At 36.8% G+C, this 19,083-nt stretch carries 17 protein-coding genes; 6 read left to right on the forward strand and 11 right to left on the reverse strand.

Translation table 11 applies throughout. The features are described 5' to 3' along the window. Nucleotides 1–209: 209 nt before the first annotated feature. From ACMX9J_RS05310 to ACMX9J_RS05320, 3 genes are all read right to left on the reverse strand, one after another. A complete protein-coding gene (locus ACMX9J_RS05310) occupies nt 210–1,712 on the reverse strand; it encodes a malate:quinone oxidoreductase (protein WP_416225507.1) in 1,503 nt (500 codons plus the stop codon). Between the two features lie 120 nt (nt 1,713–1,832). Further along, entirely contained in the window at nt 1,833–2,657 is an 825-nt protein-coding gene (locus tag ACMX9J_RS05315; RefSeq protein ID WP_042992073.1) for a pyruvate, water dikinase regulatory protein, read from the reverse strand. Between the two features lie 504 nt (nt 2,658–3,161). Continuing rightward, entirely contained in the window at nt 3,162–4,043 is an 882-nt protein-coding gene (locus ACMX9J_RS05320) for an HAD family hydrolase (protein ID WP_033579374.1), read from the reverse strand. Between the two features lie 313 nt (nt 4,044–4,356). On the opposite strand from ACMX9J_RS05320, the gene ACMX9J_RS05325 reads away from it, so the two are divergent. The 3 genes from ACMX9J_RS05325 (at nt 4,357) to ACMX9J_RS05335 (ending at nt 9,252) form a co-directional block, all read left to right on the forward strand. Beyond that, nucleotides 4,357–5,820, forward strand: a complete 1,464-nt coding sequence (locus ACMX9J_RS05325; protein WP_013083667.1) for a hypothetical protein — start codon at nt 4,357–4,359, stop codon at nt 5,818–5,820. Nucleotides 5,821–6,789: 969 nt separating this feature from the next. Beyond that, entirely contained in the window at nt 6,790–7,812 is a 1,023-nt protein-coding gene (locus ACMX9J_RS05330; protein ID WP_416225508.1) for a hypothetical protein, read from the forward strand. An 843-nt stretch (nt 7,813–8,655) separates the two neighbouring features. Further along, a complete protein-coding gene (locus ACMX9J_RS05335) occupies nt 8,656–9,252 on the forward strand; it encodes a mechanosensitive ion channel family protein (protein WP_028412904.1) in 597 nt (198 codons plus the stop codon). Between the two features lie 2 nt (nt 9,253–9,254). On the opposite strand, the gene ACMX9J_RS05340 is transcribed toward ACMX9J_RS05335, so the two are convergent. The 3 genes from ACMX9J_RS05340 to ACMX9J_RS05350 form a co-directional block, all read right to left on the reverse strand. After that, the gene (locus tag ACMX9J_RS05340; RefSeq protein ID WP_033579376.1) at nt 9,255–9,833 is read right to left on the reverse strand and encodes an HAD-IA family hydrolase; all 579 of its coding nucleotides are present in this window, start codon (nt 9,831–9,833) and stop codon (nt 9,255–9,257) included. Between the two features lie 127 nt (nt 9,834–9,960). After that, nucleotides 9,961–10,947 carry a hypothetical protein gene (locus ACMX9J_RS05345; protein WP_416225509.1) on the reverse strand — a complete coding sequence of 329 codons (987 nt, stop codon included), beginning with the start codon at nt 10,945–10,947 and terminating at the stop codon, nt 9,961–9,963. A gap of 72 nt (nt 10,948–11,019) precedes the next feature. Beyond that, on the reverse strand, nt 11,020–11,439 hold the full coding sequence (locus ACMX9J_RS05350; RefSeq protein ID WP_028412901.1) for a hypothetical protein: 420 nt from the start codon (nt 11,437–11,439) through the stop codon (nt 11,020–11,022). Between the two features lie 407 nt (nt 11,440–11,846). Here ACMX9J_RS05350 and ACMX9J_RS05355 point away from each other — a divergent pair, with 407 nt between their 5' ends. Then, on the forward strand, nt 11,847–12,338 hold the full coding sequence (locus ACMX9J_RS05355) for a hypothetical protein (RefSeq protein WP_028409022.1): 492 nt from the start codon (nt 11,847–11,849) through the stop codon (nt 12,336–12,338). 80 nt (nt 12,339–12,418) lie between these two features. Beyond that, on the forward strand, nt 12,419–12,553 hold the full coding sequence (locus ACMX9J_RS05360) for a hypothetical protein (protein WP_013083673.1): 135 nt from the start codon (nt 12,419–12,421) through the stop codon (nt 12,551–12,553). Nucleotides 12,554–12,610: 57 nt separating this feature from the next. On the opposite strand, the gene ACMX9J_RS05365 is transcribed toward ACMX9J_RS05360, so the two are convergent. Next, a complete protein-coding gene (locus ACMX9J_RS05365; protein WP_232217028.1) occupies nt 12,611–12,973 on the reverse strand; it encodes a DUF4183 domain-containing protein in 363 nt (120 codons plus the stop codon). Between the two features lie 134 nt (nt 12,974–13,107). Here ACMX9J_RS05365 and ACMX9J_RS05370 point away from each other — a divergent pair, with 134 nt between their 5' ends. After that, nucleotides 13,108–13,488, forward strand: a complete 381-nt coding sequence (locus ACMX9J_RS05370; protein WP_045292351.1) for a DUF4183 domain-containing protein — start codon at nt 13,108–13,110, stop codon at nt 13,486–13,488. 140 nt (nt 13,489–13,628) lie between these two features. Here the strand turns inward: ACMX9J_RS05370 and ACMX9J_RS05375 are convergent, their stop codons facing one another. The 4 genes from ACMX9J_RS05375 to ACMX9J_RS05390 form a co-directional block, all read right to left on the reverse strand. Then, nucleotides 13,629–14,861, reverse strand: coding sequence for an aminopeptidase (locus tag ACMX9J_RS05375; protein WP_034268925.1), 1,233 nt, complete (start codon nt 14,859–14,861; stop codon nt 13,629–13,631). A 143-nt stretch (nt 14,862–15,004) separates the two neighbouring features. Continuing rightward, on the reverse strand, nt 15,005–15,799 hold the full coding sequence (locus tag ACMX9J_RS05380; RefSeq protein ID WP_034268928.1) for an IclR family transcriptional regulator: 795 nt from the start codon (nt 15,797–15,799) through the stop codon (nt 15,005–15,007). Between the two features lie 52 nt (nt 15,800–15,851). Then, entirely contained in the window at nt 15,852–16,628 is a 777-nt protein-coding gene (locus ACMX9J_RS05385) for a fumarylacetoacetate hydrolase family protein (RefSeq protein WP_034268931.1), read from the reverse strand. Between the two features lie 106 nt (nt 16,629–16,734). Next, the gene (locus ACMX9J_RS05390) at nt 16,735–18,912 is read right to left on the reverse strand and encodes a malate synthase G (RefSeq protein WP_416225510.1); all 2,178 of its coding nucleotides are present in this window, start codon (nt 18,910–18,912) and stop codon (nt 16,735–16,737) included. Nucleotides 18,913–19,083 lie beyond the last annotated feature (171 nt).

Genomic DNA, 19,083 nt, shown 5'->3' on the forward strand with positions numbered 1-19,083 from the left:
TCCATTATATGTAAACGCTTACTAATAAGAATTATATCATGTATACGAAGTAAATTCTGCTAGCAAAGGAAATAAATAAAAAGAAGCCCGTTATATAACGGAGCTCCTTCATTTTTTCTTATAGATTTCACTTATATTTTAAACACTTTATAAAGCAGCCTAAAAAAATTCTTTTAATCTAAAGCATACGTGCCAAAGGCCGCCTAAAATCATCGGTACGCAAGTTCTTTTTCACTTAAATTCAGCGTTTGTGCTGTAGAAGCATGAATTTCGTTAAAAAGCGCTGGATTTTTTACCAGTGACAAGCCGTAAGAAGGAATCATTTCTTTTATTTTTGGTTCCCAGTTCTTCATATGCTGCGGGAAACATTTTTCTAGCACTTCAAGCATAACATGAACGGCAGTCGAAGCGCCTGGCGAGGCCCCGAGCAATGCAGCAACGGAACCATCCGCTGAACTCACAACTTCTGTACCGAATTGAAGAGTTCCTTTACCTCCGGCTTCCGTATCTTTGATTACTTGTACACGCTGACCCGCTACGACGATATCCCAGTCTTCGCTTTTTGCGTTTGGAATAAATTCGCGAAGTTCTTCCATACGCTTCTCATTTGACAATAGCACCTGTTGAATCAAGTATTTCGTTAAGCCCATCTCTTTGACGCCTGCTGCTAACATCGTTAAGATATTATTCGGTTTTACAGAATTGATTAAATCCAAATTTGAACCCGTTTTTAAGAACTTTGGTGAAAATCCGGCAAAAGGTCCAAACAGCAGTGTTTTGTTGCGGTCGATATAGCGTGTATCAAGATGTGGAACCGACATCGGCGGAGCGCCAACCTTTGCTTTTCCGTACACTTTCCCGTGATGCTGCGCTACAACTTCGGGATTATTGCATACCATAAATAATCCGCTTACCGGGAACCCTCCAATATGTTTGGACTCAGGAATACCCGTTTTTTGGAGTAAAGACAGACTTCCGCCTCCTCCTCCGATAAAAACAAAGTTCGCCGTGTGATATTCCTGTTTGCCGCTATGAATATCATGTACTTTTACTTCCCACGAGCCGTCTGCGGTACGTGTCAGATTTTCAACGCTGTGGTTATAGTTTATTTCTACGCTTTTACTTTTTAAATGTGTAAACAACATACGAGTTAAAGCTCCAAAGTTCACGTCCGTTCCTGAGTCAATTTTGGTTGCCGCAATTGCTTCAGTCGATGTACGGCCTTTCATAACAAGCGGCATCCATTCTTTTAACTTTTCAGGACGATCCGAATACTCCATCCCTTGAAACAACGGATTATTTGATAGCGCTTCAAAACGTTTTTTCAAAAAGGATACGTTCTTTTCTCCTTGTACGAAACTCATATGAGGGATTGGCATAATAAACTCTTGCGGATGATGAATTAAATTACTGCTTACAAGATACGACCAAAATTGCCTTGAAAGCTGAAACTGTTCATTAATTCGCACTGCTTTCGTAATATCTATAGATCCGTCAGCTTGTTCAGATGTATAGTTCAACTCGCACAGGGCAGCATGCCCAGTCCCTGCATTATTCCATTCATTGGAGCTTTCTTCTCCTGCATCTGCGAGTTTCTCAAATACTTTGATTTCCCATTCCGGCACTAACTCTTTTAGTAAAGATCCCAGCGTTGCGCTCATCACTCCGGCCCCAATTAAGATAACGTCTGTTTTTTTATATACATTGCTCATCACAATCTTCCTTATCTTTTATATTTTAAAAAAGCACCTTTTAGCAACACGCCTGTTCTACCTGACTCTCTATAAATTAAGTATGTCTGACAAGTTGTCTGTCTTACATAATGGGAGTTTTTATACATACCCTTTCATCTTGTCCTTTTTTAACATGCTCAATATCACTTCAGCGGTTTCTTCAACTGCTTTGCCTGAGACATTAACAATAGGACAACCAATGCGCTTCATAATTTTCTCAGCATAGTCCAGCTCTTCAAGGATTCGATCTACATTGGCATAATTGGCTTGAGACGCTAAACCTAAATTTTTTAATCGTTCTTTTCGGATTTCATTGAGCTTATCCGGTGTAATAACTAAACCAATACATTTATTTTTTGGAATAGTAAAAAGTTCATCAGGAGGCGTCACTTCTGGAACTAACGGTATATTCGCTACTTTAAGACTTTTATGAGCTAAATACATAGAAAGTGGCGTCTTAGATGTTCTCGAAACACCAATCAACACTAGATCAGCTCGCTTGATGCCTCTGAAGTCTTGTCCATCATCATATTTAACAGCGAATTCAACTGCTTCTACTCTTCGAAAATAGTTATCGTCTAATTTTCTTGTTAATCTCGGTTGAAGATTAGGTTCTTTATTAAAGGTTTGGCTAAAGGCACTCATAAGAGGGGTCATCAAATCAATGGCTACAATTCCTTCTTCTTGTGCCGTTTGGTCAAGATACTGTTTTAAAGGTGGGATGACGATAGTATACGCAATGATGGCTTCGTTACACCTTGCTTCGGCAATGATATTATCAATATTTTCCTCATTTTCTACGTAAGAAGTATTTTGAATTTCAATATCTTCTCCACTAAATTGAGTTAAAACTGCTTTTACCATCAGCTCAGCCGTTTCACCTACTGAGTCGGAAACTATATAGACAATTTTTCTTTTATTCACATTAAATCTTCCTATTCTTTGATTTTGATAGTTTAATAACGCTAATATTTTTATTTAGCAGCTTACAAGATACACAATTTAATAGTAATGAATAGATAAATATGCTGGTCACTGTGATTATAAACACTTTAACAAAACAATTAAATTAAGAATTTATGTCATACTAATTATGAAATAAAGATAAATATGTTATACTATTTTCATTAAATGTTATATTAGCATTAAATATACGGAGATACAATCCCTTTTCTGCGCATTTTATAAAAAGTTTGAAGAAAGAAAAAGTTTAGATTTTAAAATGTTTTATGCTTTGGCATGGTGGCACTCATCAGGGCTGAGAGGTGTTTTGCAGGGATAGGTACGAGGATAGTTATATAATTATGTTGTTTATAAATAAAAATAATGAACGGTTTACTTTTCACCTTATGTATACTAAAAACATCGCCTAAAAGACGATGTTTTGAAGAGCTGGTTATAATGCATTGTCGTGAAATAGATTCATTTTTATAAAACGGGATTACTTCTAGTAGCTTTTTGTAATAAAAATTTAGAAAGATAATGAGATACGCCGTTTTCGTCACAGTTAAATTCCGTTATGTCATCGACAATTTCTTTAATATGATCCGGCGCGTTTTTCATAGCTACAGCGTAGCTGGCAAACTGAAACATTGGTAAATCATTGTTGCTGTCGCCAATTGCTAGAATGTCTTGCTCGGGCAAATTAAAATGTTTTAGCATTTGCTGAATTCCCGTTGCTTTATTTACGTTTGCCACCATCACTTCGACATTGTGTTTAGATGAAGTAGAAGTTGTAAAGTCTGTTTCTTGCTTGAGTTTTTCAAGCTCTTCTTTCCATTTATCGATATGCTCGTGCGTTCTTGCAAAGAAATAGAACTTTGAAAATTCACTTCCTTCTACGGAATCTTTCCAGTCAATTTCTTCTTTAATTGCTTGTTTACGAGAAAGCCATTCGTTAATTTCCACACTGTCTGGCTTTGGCTCTTTAATTTCATTTTCAACATACGGCTGATCTTGTTTTAACGTCACGCGAGGTGTGCCATACGGGAAAAGCTCGTAGTATACCTTGTTCGCTCTTGCTTTTTCAATAATAGTTTCCACCAATTGAAGTGAAAGCGAATGCTGAAAGACTGATTCTTTTCCTACGTATCCTGCCATACCATTTGATGTGATAAATCCATCTACTTGAAAGCCTTCAGGAACTAACTCTTCTATTTCATCAAACGCTCTTCCCGTAGCAATAAAAACAAAAATTCCCTGTTTTCGTAATTCGTCAATGGTTTCTTTTGTTTGAATACTTACTTTGTTGGAGCGATTTAATATCGTACCGTCCATATCTAAAAAAATTGCTTTAGGTTTTAACAACATATTTATTCCCCCTATTTGTAAAAAGATTGTACTTGGCAAGTATAAACTTTTCCATTTTCAAACTCAATGAATGTACTTTGCTTTTCTCTTTTATAAAGCTACTATAATACTCTCCTTACATCTAAAATTGTACAAGCGCTATAAAGAAAGAATTTTATATTTGCAATAAGCCTTTATATACTAATAGCTGGTTAGGCTAATTTGATATAAAACAGCATTCACAAAAACGAATTTTCCTTTTAGCCTTTAGAGTATCGTTCAAAAAAGATATAATAAGAGTGTTACAGATTAAATACATACAGAGGAGGTCAACATGAACGAACCATCCAATTTTTCTCCTTACCTTATTAAACAAATCAGCGATGCGATCGATGACAATATCAAAGCAAAGTGCATAGACTTTTTATATGATTCTCATTCGTTTTTTTCGAATGAAAAAGATTTTATAGAAGACTACATTTTAAATATATTGCAAGATACGTTTGTTTTAGAGAATAAATTAATAAATCCTAAGGAAATACGAAACCCAGCCTACAAAAGAAGACAATCAAATAAGAAAAACTGGCTGCAAACATTAAAAAAAGATATTAAAGCAGAAAAGCCTAATCCTATTTTTGAAGACATTGAATTAGCCAAAAAAGTGATGGATAAAAAAGTGGATACCGAACACTTAAAAAAGCTGTTTGGCGTGGAAAAACCTGAAGATATTTTAAAGATAAAGTTAAAAGAAGTAGAGGCATGGGCTAAAAGCAAAAAAACAAACATTACCGATTTTCCTTATTTAGATTCAAAAATGAATTATCAAATAGAGAAAGCATTTCACACGGACTTTACTTTTTTAATTGCGGAAATCATCTTAGAAAAATACAATGGAAATTTAAGCAACTGGATTGATAAACGATTAAATTCGTGGGTAGAGGCGCCTATCTTCTCAAACGAAAGTCATTCTCTTAAAACCAATATGGAAGTTAAAACAAACTCCCAAGAAGTCGTTTTATATAATGACTATAAAGTTGATGAAGAATATTTCATTCGCACCATTATCCCTGTGAATGATAATCAAACGGTTCTTTCCAAACGAAATATGGTTTTAGACCCAAAAGATTCCCAAATTATCCAGTTTGCTCTTTCACAGCGCGACGAGATGTTTTATAAAGAAAAAACGGTGACTCTTGATTTAGCGGATATCGTGAAAGAAATTTATAATTCAAAAGGTGTAAAAAACTATGAAGCCGTTGAAGCCCGCATTATGAAAATTGCCAGATATCACGTAGAAGGTGTAGCAAAGAAGAAAAATTCCAGAGATACAAAATTTGCGATCAACTTCTTTCAAAAGGCTGTTATTGAAACCGATGAAGTAACGGGCAGACGATATGCAACGATTGTATTTAGCGATGATACGCATCAAGGCTTTTTAAATCAGCAGTTTGTACAAATTTACAGTGATGTTATTAAAAAGTTTAAAGATAACTCGCTGTCTTCTTTACTGCTTTATGCATTTCAAAAAGAGCGTTTAGACTGTTATTTACAAGAAAAGTCTTACACTCATTTTTACCCGTATCAATATTTTGCTTCAAAAGTTCGTTTTCGTTCAAAGAAAATTGATGTAAACCTAAAATTAATTAATGAATCTCTAGCAGAATTTGTTAGCAATCAAGTACTGATCCAAAGTTATCAGCAAAAACTTCAAGGATTTGAAATCTCTTTTATTCCTCTTCAAAATTATGAAATTCAAGACTATTTTGGAGGAGAACATAGAGAAACATTGGAAGGGTAAATCATTCCCTTCCTTTTTTATTTGACATTTTGCCATTTTCGTCTTTTTGATACAAAATCTCCCTCTATTTTCATTTCATAGTTTGGAAGTTTTGTCATTTTTAACGTACTACACAAAAGCTTTTGCCGTTTTTGACGTACTCCTCCGCTACTTTTGCCGTTTTCTGCGTACTAATTACTGTCTTTTGCTGTTTTTGACGTACTACTTTGCTTCTTTTGCTGTTTTTGACGTACTAAATTCATTTTATTTACTCGTCATCACTTATTAATTGTTAATTATTCTCTTTTTTTCGTAAAACAATCCTACCTTTTGCCATTTTTGACGTACTCCTTCACTACTTTTGCCGTTTTCTGCGTACTAAACATTGCTTTTCCCTTTGTTATGTCCTTTTCAAACCCTATTTTTTATTTTTTTCGCAGCATATATAAAGCTTTTGCCATTTTTGACGTACCAAACGATAACTTTTGCTGTTTTTAGCGTACTACCAGGTCGTTTTTGACGTTTTTCACGTACTAAAAATAGCTTTTGCCATTTTTGACGTACTATTGAAATTCATTGTGTTATTTACAGCGATCAGAGAAGTGATTTTTTTCCCTTTTTTTAGGTGAATCGAGATCACTTTTGCTGTTTTTGGCGTACCACTCTTCACTTTTGCTATTTTCGGCGTACTATATTGAGCCTTTTGCCGTTTTTTACGTACTAAAACGCATAAAGTTTTTTTTGATTTTTACTGATCGTAACAAACACTGTTCTACCGGCGCTTGCTTGCTTTTGCCGTTTTTGTCGTACTAAAAAACCTATACGCTGAATCCCTTGCTATGACAGCATTCTTTGAACCTTTTGCCGTTTTTCGCGTACTACTCGTTCGTTTGCGATTCTGTTTCTTATTGATATAATTTTCACAAGGTATTCTTTGTTATTTTACCCTAATAAATTATTGTTGATATGAAATAGATTGGAGGGATTCTCATGATAAAAAAAGAATTTGCGAAAATTGGAAAACAAATTATTCGCCAATTGTCTAGCACCGTAGAAAAATATAAAGATATTGAAGATCACATGGACCTAGACGCTCATGGGAACCCTACAATCAAAACAGTGGCAGAACATCACCGTTTATCTAAATCTCAAATTTCACAATTAATTTTTTATCACTTCCTTCACGTTGATGAAAGAGGTATTATTTGTGATGTTTCTGAAAAAGAGATTGCAGCCGCTTTGAATTGTACAGTTCGAACAGTTCGCAACAACAATGTAGTATTAGCAGAAACAGAATTAATTTCCTATTCTCGCAGCGGCAAAGGAATCAATATTTTTATTGTTCCCTACCCTCAATATTTTGAAGAACACGGCTTTGGGTTTATGGAATTAGAATATACTCGCTTTGAAGAACTTATTCTAATTGAAAACGTAAATGCCCTTCGCTTAGAGCTGCGCAAAGAATTGGTTTATGACAACGATACGATTAAGCGTCAGTTTAATCCTGGAGAAAACACTTCAAAAATTAGCTTTAATGACTATAAAATTTTTACGCCGAAATATACTCACTACAAGGGTATGATGCAAAAAATAGCTGAAACGCAGGCGAGCGCATTTAAAACCGTTGTCCAAGGATCTACTATTTTCTTTGTTTTAAAAGACGGAGCTAAAAATGGCAAGATGTCAAAACAAGAAAAGAGAGATCAATACGATGCGGCGATTCGACGTACTATTGAAGAGACTTTTGTAAAATTATCTGGACACAGCACAGATTCTACAGGAATTGTTATGTCTTCATTCCAAAACGAAGACATCGCTGATTTGGTTCAGCTTTCTTTTGAATATGGTATTGAACGAGTGAAGTCTGCCCTTTATACATTGATTGAACAGGCCTTCTTCAGCCATGATGCTCAAGTCGTTGAAAATTACGGTGGGAAAATCCGTACGCTCATTCGAAAAGAGCTTTCAAAAAATCTTCAAGATCAAGTCCCTGCCGAACTTACAGCTTCATAAGGGGCTTCTTTGGCATGCCTTTTTTTTATTTTCTATCCCTTCTCCTCTCTTTTTGATACAAATAGTACAAACAAACACCCATTTTTTCAGCTCTCAAATTTCATTATCCTATCTATATAAACGTAATGAGTTTAAATAAATGATATTTCTTGTGTATAACTATGGAATATTACTAAAAAAACACCTTCATACTTATCCACAAAAGAAAGAAAACATATTCAATGACTGTTAGATCATCCTCTTTATTAATAAAAACATCCCTTTTATTTTTTTATTAACGATAATTTCCAGGTTATTTACTCTTTAACATAACTACTTTTACCCACAGTGGAAATAATTCATACTTTTAACAGCAATCTTCATACTATTGATTTTAAAATCCATCTATTGTAGAAGAAAAAACATAGTAAATAAAATAGATTCCATATCTACTACGATAAAAAACATCCTTTAGCCAAAGGATGCTGTTCACAAAAAAGGGCTATTTTCCACACAGTTATTTATTGAAAAGCTATTTTCTTTCTAACCCTTGATATCATTGGGTTTTTAGAGGATTTTTCTTTCTTTAATATCTGTATATAATGTTTGCTAATAAGATCTATACTAATCTCTGCTATAAGATTTTATTTAATATTTGTATAAAGAAATGTTTTAAAAATATCTATACCTGAGGATTTTCACTTTTTCTAAATTAAGGAGTTTTCATTACATATACCAAATACAAATAAATTAAAATAAAACAATAGTTCAAACGCCTCTTAATAAATTCTAGTAGTATATTTTTTAAAATAAATTATACTATTCAGTAGAGAAAAATTTATAAAGCAAGAAAGGGACTTAGTCATGAAATACATACAGTGGGTACAGCAAACTTTATTTAATACCGGTAGGTGGATTGACATTAGTGAAGTAATCATAAAGATTATCCTCATTTTTATCATTGCTCAAATTGTCATCCGGTTTGCTCGCAGTGTCATTAATAAAATCTTTGATTTCAGATTTAAAACTAAACTGCTGAGGTACAACGAACGAAAAGAAATAACGCTGAAAAAACTTTGTCTGAGCATTGTCATGTACGTTGTGTATTTTATTGCACTTATTACGTCTTTAGAGGCAATCGGAATTAATATGAAAGCACTTTTAGCTGGTATTAGCGTAGCAGGGTTTATTACAGGCTTAGGTGCACAGAATTTGATTAAAGATATTTTAAATGGGTTTTTTATTCTATTTGAAGATCAATTCTCAGTAGGAGATCACGTATCTATAAATGATACGAAAGGAACTGTTGAAGAAATTGGATTGCGCACGACAAAAATTCGCGGAGTCGACGGAGAGTTTTATTTTTTTGCTAATAGTAACATTACAAAAGTAGCGAACTACACGCTCGGTGAAATCCCCGAAATACATACACCTGAACAAATAAAAACTCGTGAAGAATAGCTTCACGAGTTTTTATTTACGACCGTTGTAAAGAATTGATCATATGATGTAAGGTGATAATCTGCTTCAATATCGTTATTTTGAAATGCACATGTTTTAATTCCCAGTTCACGGGCAGGTTTTAAGTCGAGTTCGCGATCCCCAATTACTAAATCGAGCTGATACTTATCGTGAAGATAGGCATAAGCTCCGCTATCAGGCTTTCGTTTGTAGCCATCATCCTTTGTAATAATCTCCGTGAAGTAGTGCTCCATATTAAAAAATGCCAGGATATCAAGCGTAGATTGTCTAGACTTGTGCGTAACAATTACATTTGTATCCGCAAAGCTCAGTACGTCTTCTACGTGAGAAAAAGCAGGCTTATCTTTAGGATTGATTTTTTGTTCGAGCACATGGAAGTGTTTATCAAACAAAGACTTTTCAATATCAAAATGCTTGATTGCTACGTCAGAAGATATTTTCATTTGTTTTAAAATATCATCTTCTGAAATCGTTTGATCTGTTAGTAATTCTTTGAATGCTTTCACGATAGTCGGATAGGTATCAAAGATGGTTCCATCAAAGTCCCATAAAATATTCATTTTCGCTGTCTCTCCTTTTTAAAAACGTAACGATTATACCAAATTTTTCACTGCTTGTCAGTGAATCATTTTGTCGTCGTTGCATTTAAAGTAAAAAAACTCGTTTTATACGAGTTTTTTTACTTTATTAGCTGCTGCTGCACCCACTCCCGCAGCTAGAGCTTGAACAGCTGCTGCCGCTGTCATGATGGTGATGACCTCCATCGTTGTGGTGATGGTGGCGGTTGTCTTCCCAGGGGCTTGAACAGCTATACCCACTGTAAGAGGCTGTCTCTCCCGCATACATCGTCTTTTTATATAGCAACAGTTCATTCATATGGCTTGAAAAGTTGGTAGCTTTGTAGAGAGAATAAAAAACAAAGCCTTGAAGAAGAAGTTCGTTTGATACATTTCCTTTTTTAGCCGCTTTTTTAAAATAAGTTGATCCGCCCGTTTTTTTTCTTTTTCGTGCAGCAGTGACTTCTTCTTTTAACGTTTGAATCAGGGCTCTCTGCTGTTTTTCCCATTTGCCGTTTCTTAAAAAATAGCGATCTAGTAATTCATCTTCTGATAACCTTTGAAAATCTTGAAGCGTACTTTTATCAAGCGGATGCTGAAAAAATTTCCCCCAAAGCAGTCGGCTGTTACCCGTTATGTCAAACAAATGAGCATACATCCAATCGAAGAACGCTCGCTTATCCGGCTGTGGGGATGGAGCTGTTTCTACATTTGGCTGGTGATGCAAAAAGCGGTTGAAAAAGTGTTCTGTAAAACGCTCATAATCTACTGTAAACATAATCATTTCATGCCATACTTCATCCACTTTTGCACTAAACATCGGTACGTCTTTGATGACTGCATTTAATAAAAAGTAGCGCTTCATCTCAAAAAACGTCCATTCCACTTCATCGTCTTTTGTATTTTTTCCTTTCATGCGCTGTTTCACTTGCTGAACATAGGCTGCCGGTAAAGAATCTTCTAGTGAATGAACAATATCTTCAAAGCCATTATCTTTATATATTCCGAGCTCATCTGGAAGCTCCTCTTTATACAAGCGAAATCTTCTCGACTTTGCAACCCCTTTAATAATCAAAACTAAAAGAATTACCGCTACTACTATAATTGCTGCTATCATCTTCTTCCCCCTGTATCGTATCTATATATTCAATATTTTACCACATTCGTAAAACACAAAAAAAGAGCTCAATTAACTTGAGCTCTCGTCATCATCGGGTATCTCGTCTACCTTTTCTACTTTGACTAGACCTTTCGTGCTATATTCAAGATCAAAGTATGCTTTAACGATATCCCCTTTTTTCAAATTACTTGGAATCGGTTCATTTAAATTTTTATCGGAAAATTTAATGCCCGTTCCTTCTTTTGTTGTTCCGCTGTATGTACCATTTTCGATTTTTTCAATAGTAATATAATACACTCGATATTTGTGCGCTTCCTCGTCGCCTTTCGCTTTTTCTTTAACGGTTTCTTGTTCAGGAAGCTTACTCAGTGTTTCTTGGGCCTGTCCAGAAGTCGGCTCTGCTGATCGATTTATGAATTGCATCACAACTAACACTAAACATATAACTACTAAAACTAATAATAATATCTTTTTTGCTGATAAAGACAATGAACTGTGCCTCCTTACACCTTTATGTATATCATGCTGCACACAAGAGATTATACACGATAAAGGATTAGAAATTGGAATAAATTCTATAAAAATAGTAAAAATATGAGAAAGTACCTAGAATTTTTTACGCTTTTCTGCACTTTTTTGAGATAGAAAAGAAATTTGGTACCTTATCCTTAAATTGTAACTGATTCACTTCATTTTCGGAAAGAGTTTTGCCCATTTTGTCGTAAAAAAGTCATAATAAGAAGGAATATCACACCATATTGTCGAACGTATGTATATACTTATAATGAACTGCCGAACTGCTTTTCTCTATCCTCATTGTTGAGGCAATATGGCAACTGGAACAGCTTGCTGTTAAATTCAGATTACACATCTATACTCAGGAGGTGGAATGCAAAATGATGTTTGCACTTATTGTTGTGGTTGGTATCGTAGCACTTGGCGTAGCTAGCTTCTACGTCATTAAGCGACCTCAAGGCGCTGTTGATCCTGAGGATCGCAAACCGCTTGTTTCTGTAAACGGGCATGTTAAATTTGCAGAAGGAATTAATCAAATTTCCATATCTAAAATTGACATGTACGATCAGCGTCTTGTTATCAATCAAGTAGCTATTATTCCATTTAACCGTATTCAACGAGCAGAATTTTCAAAGGTTGTCAAAAATGAAAAAGGCCTTCACGGAGCTCCTGTTCAACGCTATTTCGGTGAGTTAACCATTCATTTCACAGACAAGAACGGGCAAGAAACCTACATTCGCTGTGAAACACCGAAAAAAAATCAATTTCACCTCATCTACCAGTACGATTTAATGAAAAGACAATTAAATAAGCGTCTTGGTCTTGAAGATCAGCAGCCTTACCTTACTCTTCAAGAACCATACGAACTATAAGAGAAAACCTCCCTTTTTCACATATTATTTCACTTCCCTGTACATACTAGAAGCGAAACTGAAAATGGGAGGTCATTTCAATGGATTTCGTCCGTTTTTTGCAATATTTTTGTTCAATCGCCGGCGCTCTATGCTTGGGGTTTACCTACTATCACATGTTCAAGCGTGACGCTCCGGTTAAAAAAGAAGAATCACAGCAAGGTGGAACTGACTAACGTTCACCTTGTTTTTTTATTTCCAGGCATGTGTGCTTCGCATTTTGTGGTTGAAAGTTAGATTACTTTAATCATTTGTAAAATCACGGGCGATTTTTCTAAAGGAATATCCTCTGTGTTAATGATAAGAAGTCCTTTTTGGACGCTGTAATTGGAGGAAGGCTGCAACACACCGTTTATGAATAGATTACTGTATGAGTAGCTCTCAGGATCCAATATACGCTGAGTGCCATATTCTTTTAACGCATCTTGATCTGTAAAGATGCGCTTGCTGCCTCCGGCTACGGTATAGTATTCAAAGATGCGAACTTTTTTCGGGAATATATACCTAAATTCCTGCTGAGGCAACACGGGAAGCTTAATAAAAGGTGTTGAACAAGAAGGTGCATACTTATCGCAGCCGTAAGATTTTTTTTTCAAGAAAGACTCTCCTTCACAGATGTACTTAGTTTAGTTATAGTCTTTAAGAATTAAATTTATGCCATTAAACCTATTCCTCAGAAGGAACAAATGCATATATTGAAGGATAGAACATGAAAGGAGGTAACACATTTATGCCTCTTCAAATTATGAAACTCGCTATAGCCGCTGCTACCACTGTAACAGCCAGCCCAACCGTCTCACGTTTCTTTTATACAGCAACTGCTACAACTACGGGTGCAACTACTTTAACAATAGATGCCGCTGACTTTTTTGGTGATACAGGTGGCGCGGCTACTGCACTTCCAGCTTTAGCTACGGATAACAGCTATTACAATGTGTATATCAACGGCGTTTTACAAATGGCTGGCCTTTCCACATATACGCCAGGAGCCACGGGTGTCGGTTCTTTAGCTATTACTGTTCCTGCAGGATCTAGCGTTTTAACAGGTTCTCCTATAGTTTTGGAAGTTGTTAACTTTGCTCCTGATTCTACAACTGATGTACAAACTTAAAAATAACTTGCTACCGTTTTATTTTAAAGCGTAATCGCGTGTAAGATATATAAAATCTCAGTTTTACAGAAATTTAGTGATCACAATAAAAGCTTCTGCGGATGTAGCGCAGAAGCTTTTATTATTGTTATTTATTTAATTCAAAACGCCCAGTTCCCTTTTCTAAACACAGGCTCGCTTGTACCGTCAGCTTTAATGCCGTCGATGTCCATTTCAGCTGAGCCAATCATGAAGTCAACGTGGGTGATGCTGTCGTTTGCTCCGTTTTGTGATAGCTCTTCTTTAGACATCGTTTTTCCGCCTTCTAAACAGAAGGAATACGAGCTGCCGATGGCTAAATGGTTGGATGCATTTTCGTCAAACAGCGTGTTGTAGAAAATGATGTTTGACTGAGAAATTGGCGATTGATGCGGTACTAAGGCTACTTCTCCTAAGTATTTGGCACCTTCATCTGTTTCAATTAGGTGCTTTAACGTTTCTTCGCCTTCTTCTGCTTTTACATCCACAATTTTTCCGTTTTCAAATGTTAGCGTGAAGTTTTCAATTAAGTTTCCTGCGTAGCTAAGCGGTTTTGTGCTTGTTACTTGACCATTTACGCCGTCTTTTTTTGGAAGTGTAAATACTTCTTCTGTTGGCATATTGGCCATGAACGAGTTACCCTCTTCATTAACACTGCCTGCGCCCACCCAAATATGTTTGTCAGGAAGTTCAATTGTTAAATCTGTTCCTGGCGCTTTATAGTGAAGCTTAGAAAATCTCTTTTCATTTAAAATGTCTACTTTTGTATGTAATGAAGCATTATGCTCTTCCCATGCGGCCACTGGATCTTCTTGGTCTACGCGCACAGATTTAAAAATAGCTTCCCATAGTTTTTCTTGCTGCTGTTCTTCTGGAACGTCAGGAAATACTTTAGCTGCCCAGTCTTTCGAAGGAACAGCTACGATGGACCAGCTGATTTTATCAGATTGGATCGCTTCACGGAATTTTTTCATTGCTTTTCCGCTTACTTTTTGGAACGCAGCAATACGTTTGCCGTCTACTCCTTTTAGTAAGTCAGGACCGCTTGAAATTACAGATAAAACAGCGCCTCCGTTTTTCACAAGCTCTTCTCTTGCCTGAGCTTTCCAAGCAGGAAATTCATTAAATACAGATTCATCCGCTTTTTCATATTTCAAACGAACTAAATGATCGTCATGCCAGTCTACATCAACAGACTTTGCTCCGGCTTCGTACGCTTTTTTCGCAATCTCACGAACAAAATCAGCGGAAGAAATATCAGCATTAATGTTTAATACTTGCCCTTTTTGAATGTTTACACCGACTTTTACAGCTAGCTCGGCGTACTTTTCAATATTGCGCTCAAACTGTTCCATAATTTATCTCCTTTACGTATATATTCTAACAACTTTATTGTATCATGAATAAAACATCAATTAAAAATCCTAGCCTATAGTTTACATAATATAATTACGTTATTTTACAGATTATTATATAGAAAAAGTTTGTTCTCTAAGAATCAGAACAAACTTTTGTCTTTCACAGATTCCGTTTTGTAGCCGAGCCGCTCCGAAATGTTCTTGCCTATATCAACCATGCGTTCTTGAAGGTACGTTAATCGCTCATTGGTCATACGCATCGTAGCACCGGAAATGCTGACTGCAGCAACGACTTGACCAAGGTGATCAAAGATAGGGGCTGCGATGCAAGTAATTCCGTATTCATTTTCTTCTAAATCCAGCGCATATCCCTTTTGCTTCACTTCTGAAAGTTCCCGGAGAAAGCTTTCTTCATCTGTAATGGTGTGATCGGTATGAGCTGGTAAGCCTTTTCTTTCAAGAATGCTTGTTACCGTGTTAAGCGGTAAAAAAGCTAGGATAGCTTTACCGACAGACGTACAGTGCATAGGCGCTCTTTTCCCCACTTTTGAGTGCATGCGCAGCGTCTGATTTCCTTCTAGCTTTTCAATATACACTACTTCACCTTGATCGTAGACAACAAGATGAATAACTTCATTTGTCTCACTTTCAAGTTCTTGCAAAAACGGCTTTGCTTCCGTTCGTAGATCAATAGAATCTAAAAGCTTTGAACTTACTTCTAAAAACTTATACCCAAGCTTGTACCGCCCGCTTTCTTGATCTTGTTCAATATAGCCATACTGAGCAAGAGTAGTTAGAATACGGTATACGGAGCTTTTATTAATGTCCATTTGCTTTGCAATTTCTGTCACCCCTACCCCTTCTCTTTCCATGCTGACAATTGTGACAATGTCCAATGCCCGGCTTACAGACTTAACCATATTTTCTCGCTCCATTTTTCCTCTCTCCTCTATGTGTCATTTTACTGCCGGGCATTTTTTATCACTTTTATACGTTTACACGTTCTTTCTCTGCAACAAACGGATTTTGGAGGGTCCCAATTTCTCGGATGGTGCATGCAATAACATCGTTTGCGCTCACCAGCTCCGCGCCGACCGGACTTCCTGTTAAAACCACATCTCCCGGCTTAAGGGTCATAACAGTAGATAGGTAAGCAATCATTTCTCCAACCGAAATAATCATTAAATCTGTCGAGCTGTTTTGTTTTTCAACGCCATTTAAAAACGCTTTTACATGAATGGACTTAAGATCAAGCTCTGTTTCGATTACGGGGCCAAGAGGCGTAAATGAATCAAAGGATTTTCCAATGGTCCAGTGCCCGTCTTTATGAAAATAATCCGGAGCCGTTACATCGTTTCCAATTGTATACCCAAATATATAGTCCTGTACGTCTTCTACTGCGATGTTCTTCGCTTCTTTTCCAATAATAACTGCAAGCTCAGACTCAAACTTGACGTGCTTAATGGCAGTTGGAATGACAATGTCTTCGTTTGGACCAATCACAGAGGATGTGGGCTTAAAAAAGAAGACAGGAATAGAAGGCATTTCTTTTGGCAGCTCCGACTTTGCAGCTGCATAATTAGCGCCTATTCCAATAATTTGATTCGGCTCTAAAGGAGCCAAAAGCCTTACTTCACTCGGTGAAAAAGTCTGCCCTGTATAGTCCCACTTCTCAAATATATTTCCTTCAATAACGCTGATCGTATCCTCTTTTAGTACACCTGTATGACGACTATCTTGTATAGCAAACCTTACAAATTTCATGACATAACTCCTTTTCCCATTTGCTTTGTTTTAATAAGGATCGTAGGTAGTCAGGTTCTTAAGATGTAAGTACAGCCTGCCATCTCTATGCTGACAGGCCGTTTTTTTACTGTTTTATAGCTGCTTTTGCCTTTGCTTCGATACGACGGCGGTGTAAAATGGGCTCCGTATAGCCGTTTGGCTGATCATAGCCTTGAAATACTAAATCGCAGGCTGCCTGAAAAGCAATGGATGCGCTGTAGTTCGATGACATTGGCTGATACAGAGGATCATTTTCATTTTGTTGATCCACTACTTTTGCCATTCGCTTTAGCGTTTCCGTTACTTGTTCTTTTGTACAAATCCCATGATGAAGCCAGTTGGCTACGTGCTGACTGGAAATACGAAGCGTTGCCCGGTCTTCCATTAGCCCTACATTATTAATATCCGGTACTTTTGAGCACCCTACTCCTTGGTCGACCCATCTTACTACATAGCCGAGTATTCCTTGAGCGTTGTTGTCTAGCTCCTGCTGGATTTCATCTTTGCTCCAATTTGGTTTTTCGGCCACAGGAATTTGCAAAATGTCATCTTGTAAATCAGTGGACTTAGTAAGCAATTCGTTTTGAACATCTCTTACATCAATTTGATGATAGTGAAGAGCATGAAGCGTTGCTGCGGTTGGTGAAGGCACCCATGCCGTATTCGCTCCTGCTTTTAAATGCCCCACTTTTTGTTTCAGCATTTCGGCCATCATATCCGGCATTGCCCACATTCCTTTTCCGATTTGAGCGCGGCCTTGGAACCCGCTTGCTAACCCTACATTTACATTAGACTGCTCGTAGCCTTGAAGCCATTTAGACGCCTTCATATCATTTTTACGAATAACAGCTCCTGCTTCCATAGAAGTGTGAATTTCGTCACCTGTTCGATCCAAAAATCCAGTATTAATAAACGCCACTCGGTCTTTTACTTCTTTGATGCACGCTTTTAAATTAAGCGTTGTGCGGCGCTCTTCGTCCATTACGCCAATTTTAATCGTATGACGCTCAAGCCCTAGCATATCTTCAATTGAATTAAATAACGTGTTGGCAAAAGCCACTTCTTTGGAGCCGTGCATTTTCGGTTTAACGATATAGATAGAGCTCTTTTTAGAATTTTGATACGTACCGTTTTTAAGCAAGGTGTGTTTGGCAATTAAACTAGTAATCACGCTGTCTAAAATACCTTCATAGATTTCTTTGCCATTTCGATCTAAAACAGCGCTGTTTGTCATTAAATGCCCAACGTTTCGAACAAACATAAGCGAACGGCCAGACAGTGAAATCTTTTCCTTGTGGGGAGAAATATAGGTACGGTCTGGATTTAAACGCCTTGTCATGTTTTGACTTCCTTTTTTAAAAGTAGACGTCAAATCACCTTTCATTAATCCCAGCCAGTTGCGGTAAACGTCTACTTTGTCTTCTGCGTCTACTGCCGCTACTGAATCTTCACAGTCCATAATCGTCGTAAGAGCTGCTTCCATTAAAATATCTTTTACACCCGCATCGTCTGTTTTACCAATCGAATCCGTACGATCAATTTGAACTTCAAAATGCAGGCCGTTGTTTTTGAATAAAAGAGCATCAGGGCTTTCTTCTTCCCCTTGATACCCTACAAATTTATCTTCTTCCTGTAACTCTGTTAAACTGCCATCGTTTAATTGAGCAACAAGCTTTCCATTTTCAAGACTGTACTGAACCACTTCTGCATGAGAAGACTGAACGAGCGGAATAACTTCATCAAGAAAATTCTTTGCAAACGCAATAACTTTTTCTCCTCGAATTGGATTATAAGAACTCGTGCGCGAAGCTCCATTTTCTTCACTGATTGCATCAGTGCCGTAAAGTGCATCATAGAGACTACCCCAGCGTGCATTAGCAGCGTTAATAGCATACCGAGCGTTATTCACTGGTACCACAAGCTGTGGTCCCGCTTGATAGGCAATTTCGCTGTCTACTCCTTCTGTACCAATAAGAAAATCTTCTGCCTTGTCTTCTAAATAGCCAATTCTCGTTAAAAACGATTTGTATTCGTTAAAGTCACCGTCAGGATTTTCTTGATGCCATGCATTAATTTGAGCTTGAAGCTGATCACGCTTTTCTAACAAACGTTTATTTACGGGTGTTAACTCAGTTACTAACGCTTCAAAATCAGACCAAAAATTTTCTGTACTTAGGCCGCTGCCCGGGAGAGCTTCCTCATTAATAAATTGATAGAGAACTGGAGCTACTTTCAGATTTCCAACTTGTTTGTAGTTTGTCACCGTCTGTTTCCTCCTCTTACTTCTTTACATTTTTAAATTTGGACGCGCTTTCAATTCTTTTTGCCAAAATGGTTAAGACGAACATATGCGGTACTGTTTCTTATTACAAAACAGCGTTTTATTTTTGTTAAAAAAATCATATCATCGAGCGAATGTATTTTCAAGAATTTT

Origin of the sequence: Priestia sp. RMT2NF4 (genome assembly GCF_047872835.1) — a bacterium.
Taxonomy (GTDB): domain Bacteria; phylum Bacillota; class Bacilli; order Bacillales; family Bacillaceae_H; genus Priestia; species Priestia zanthoxyli.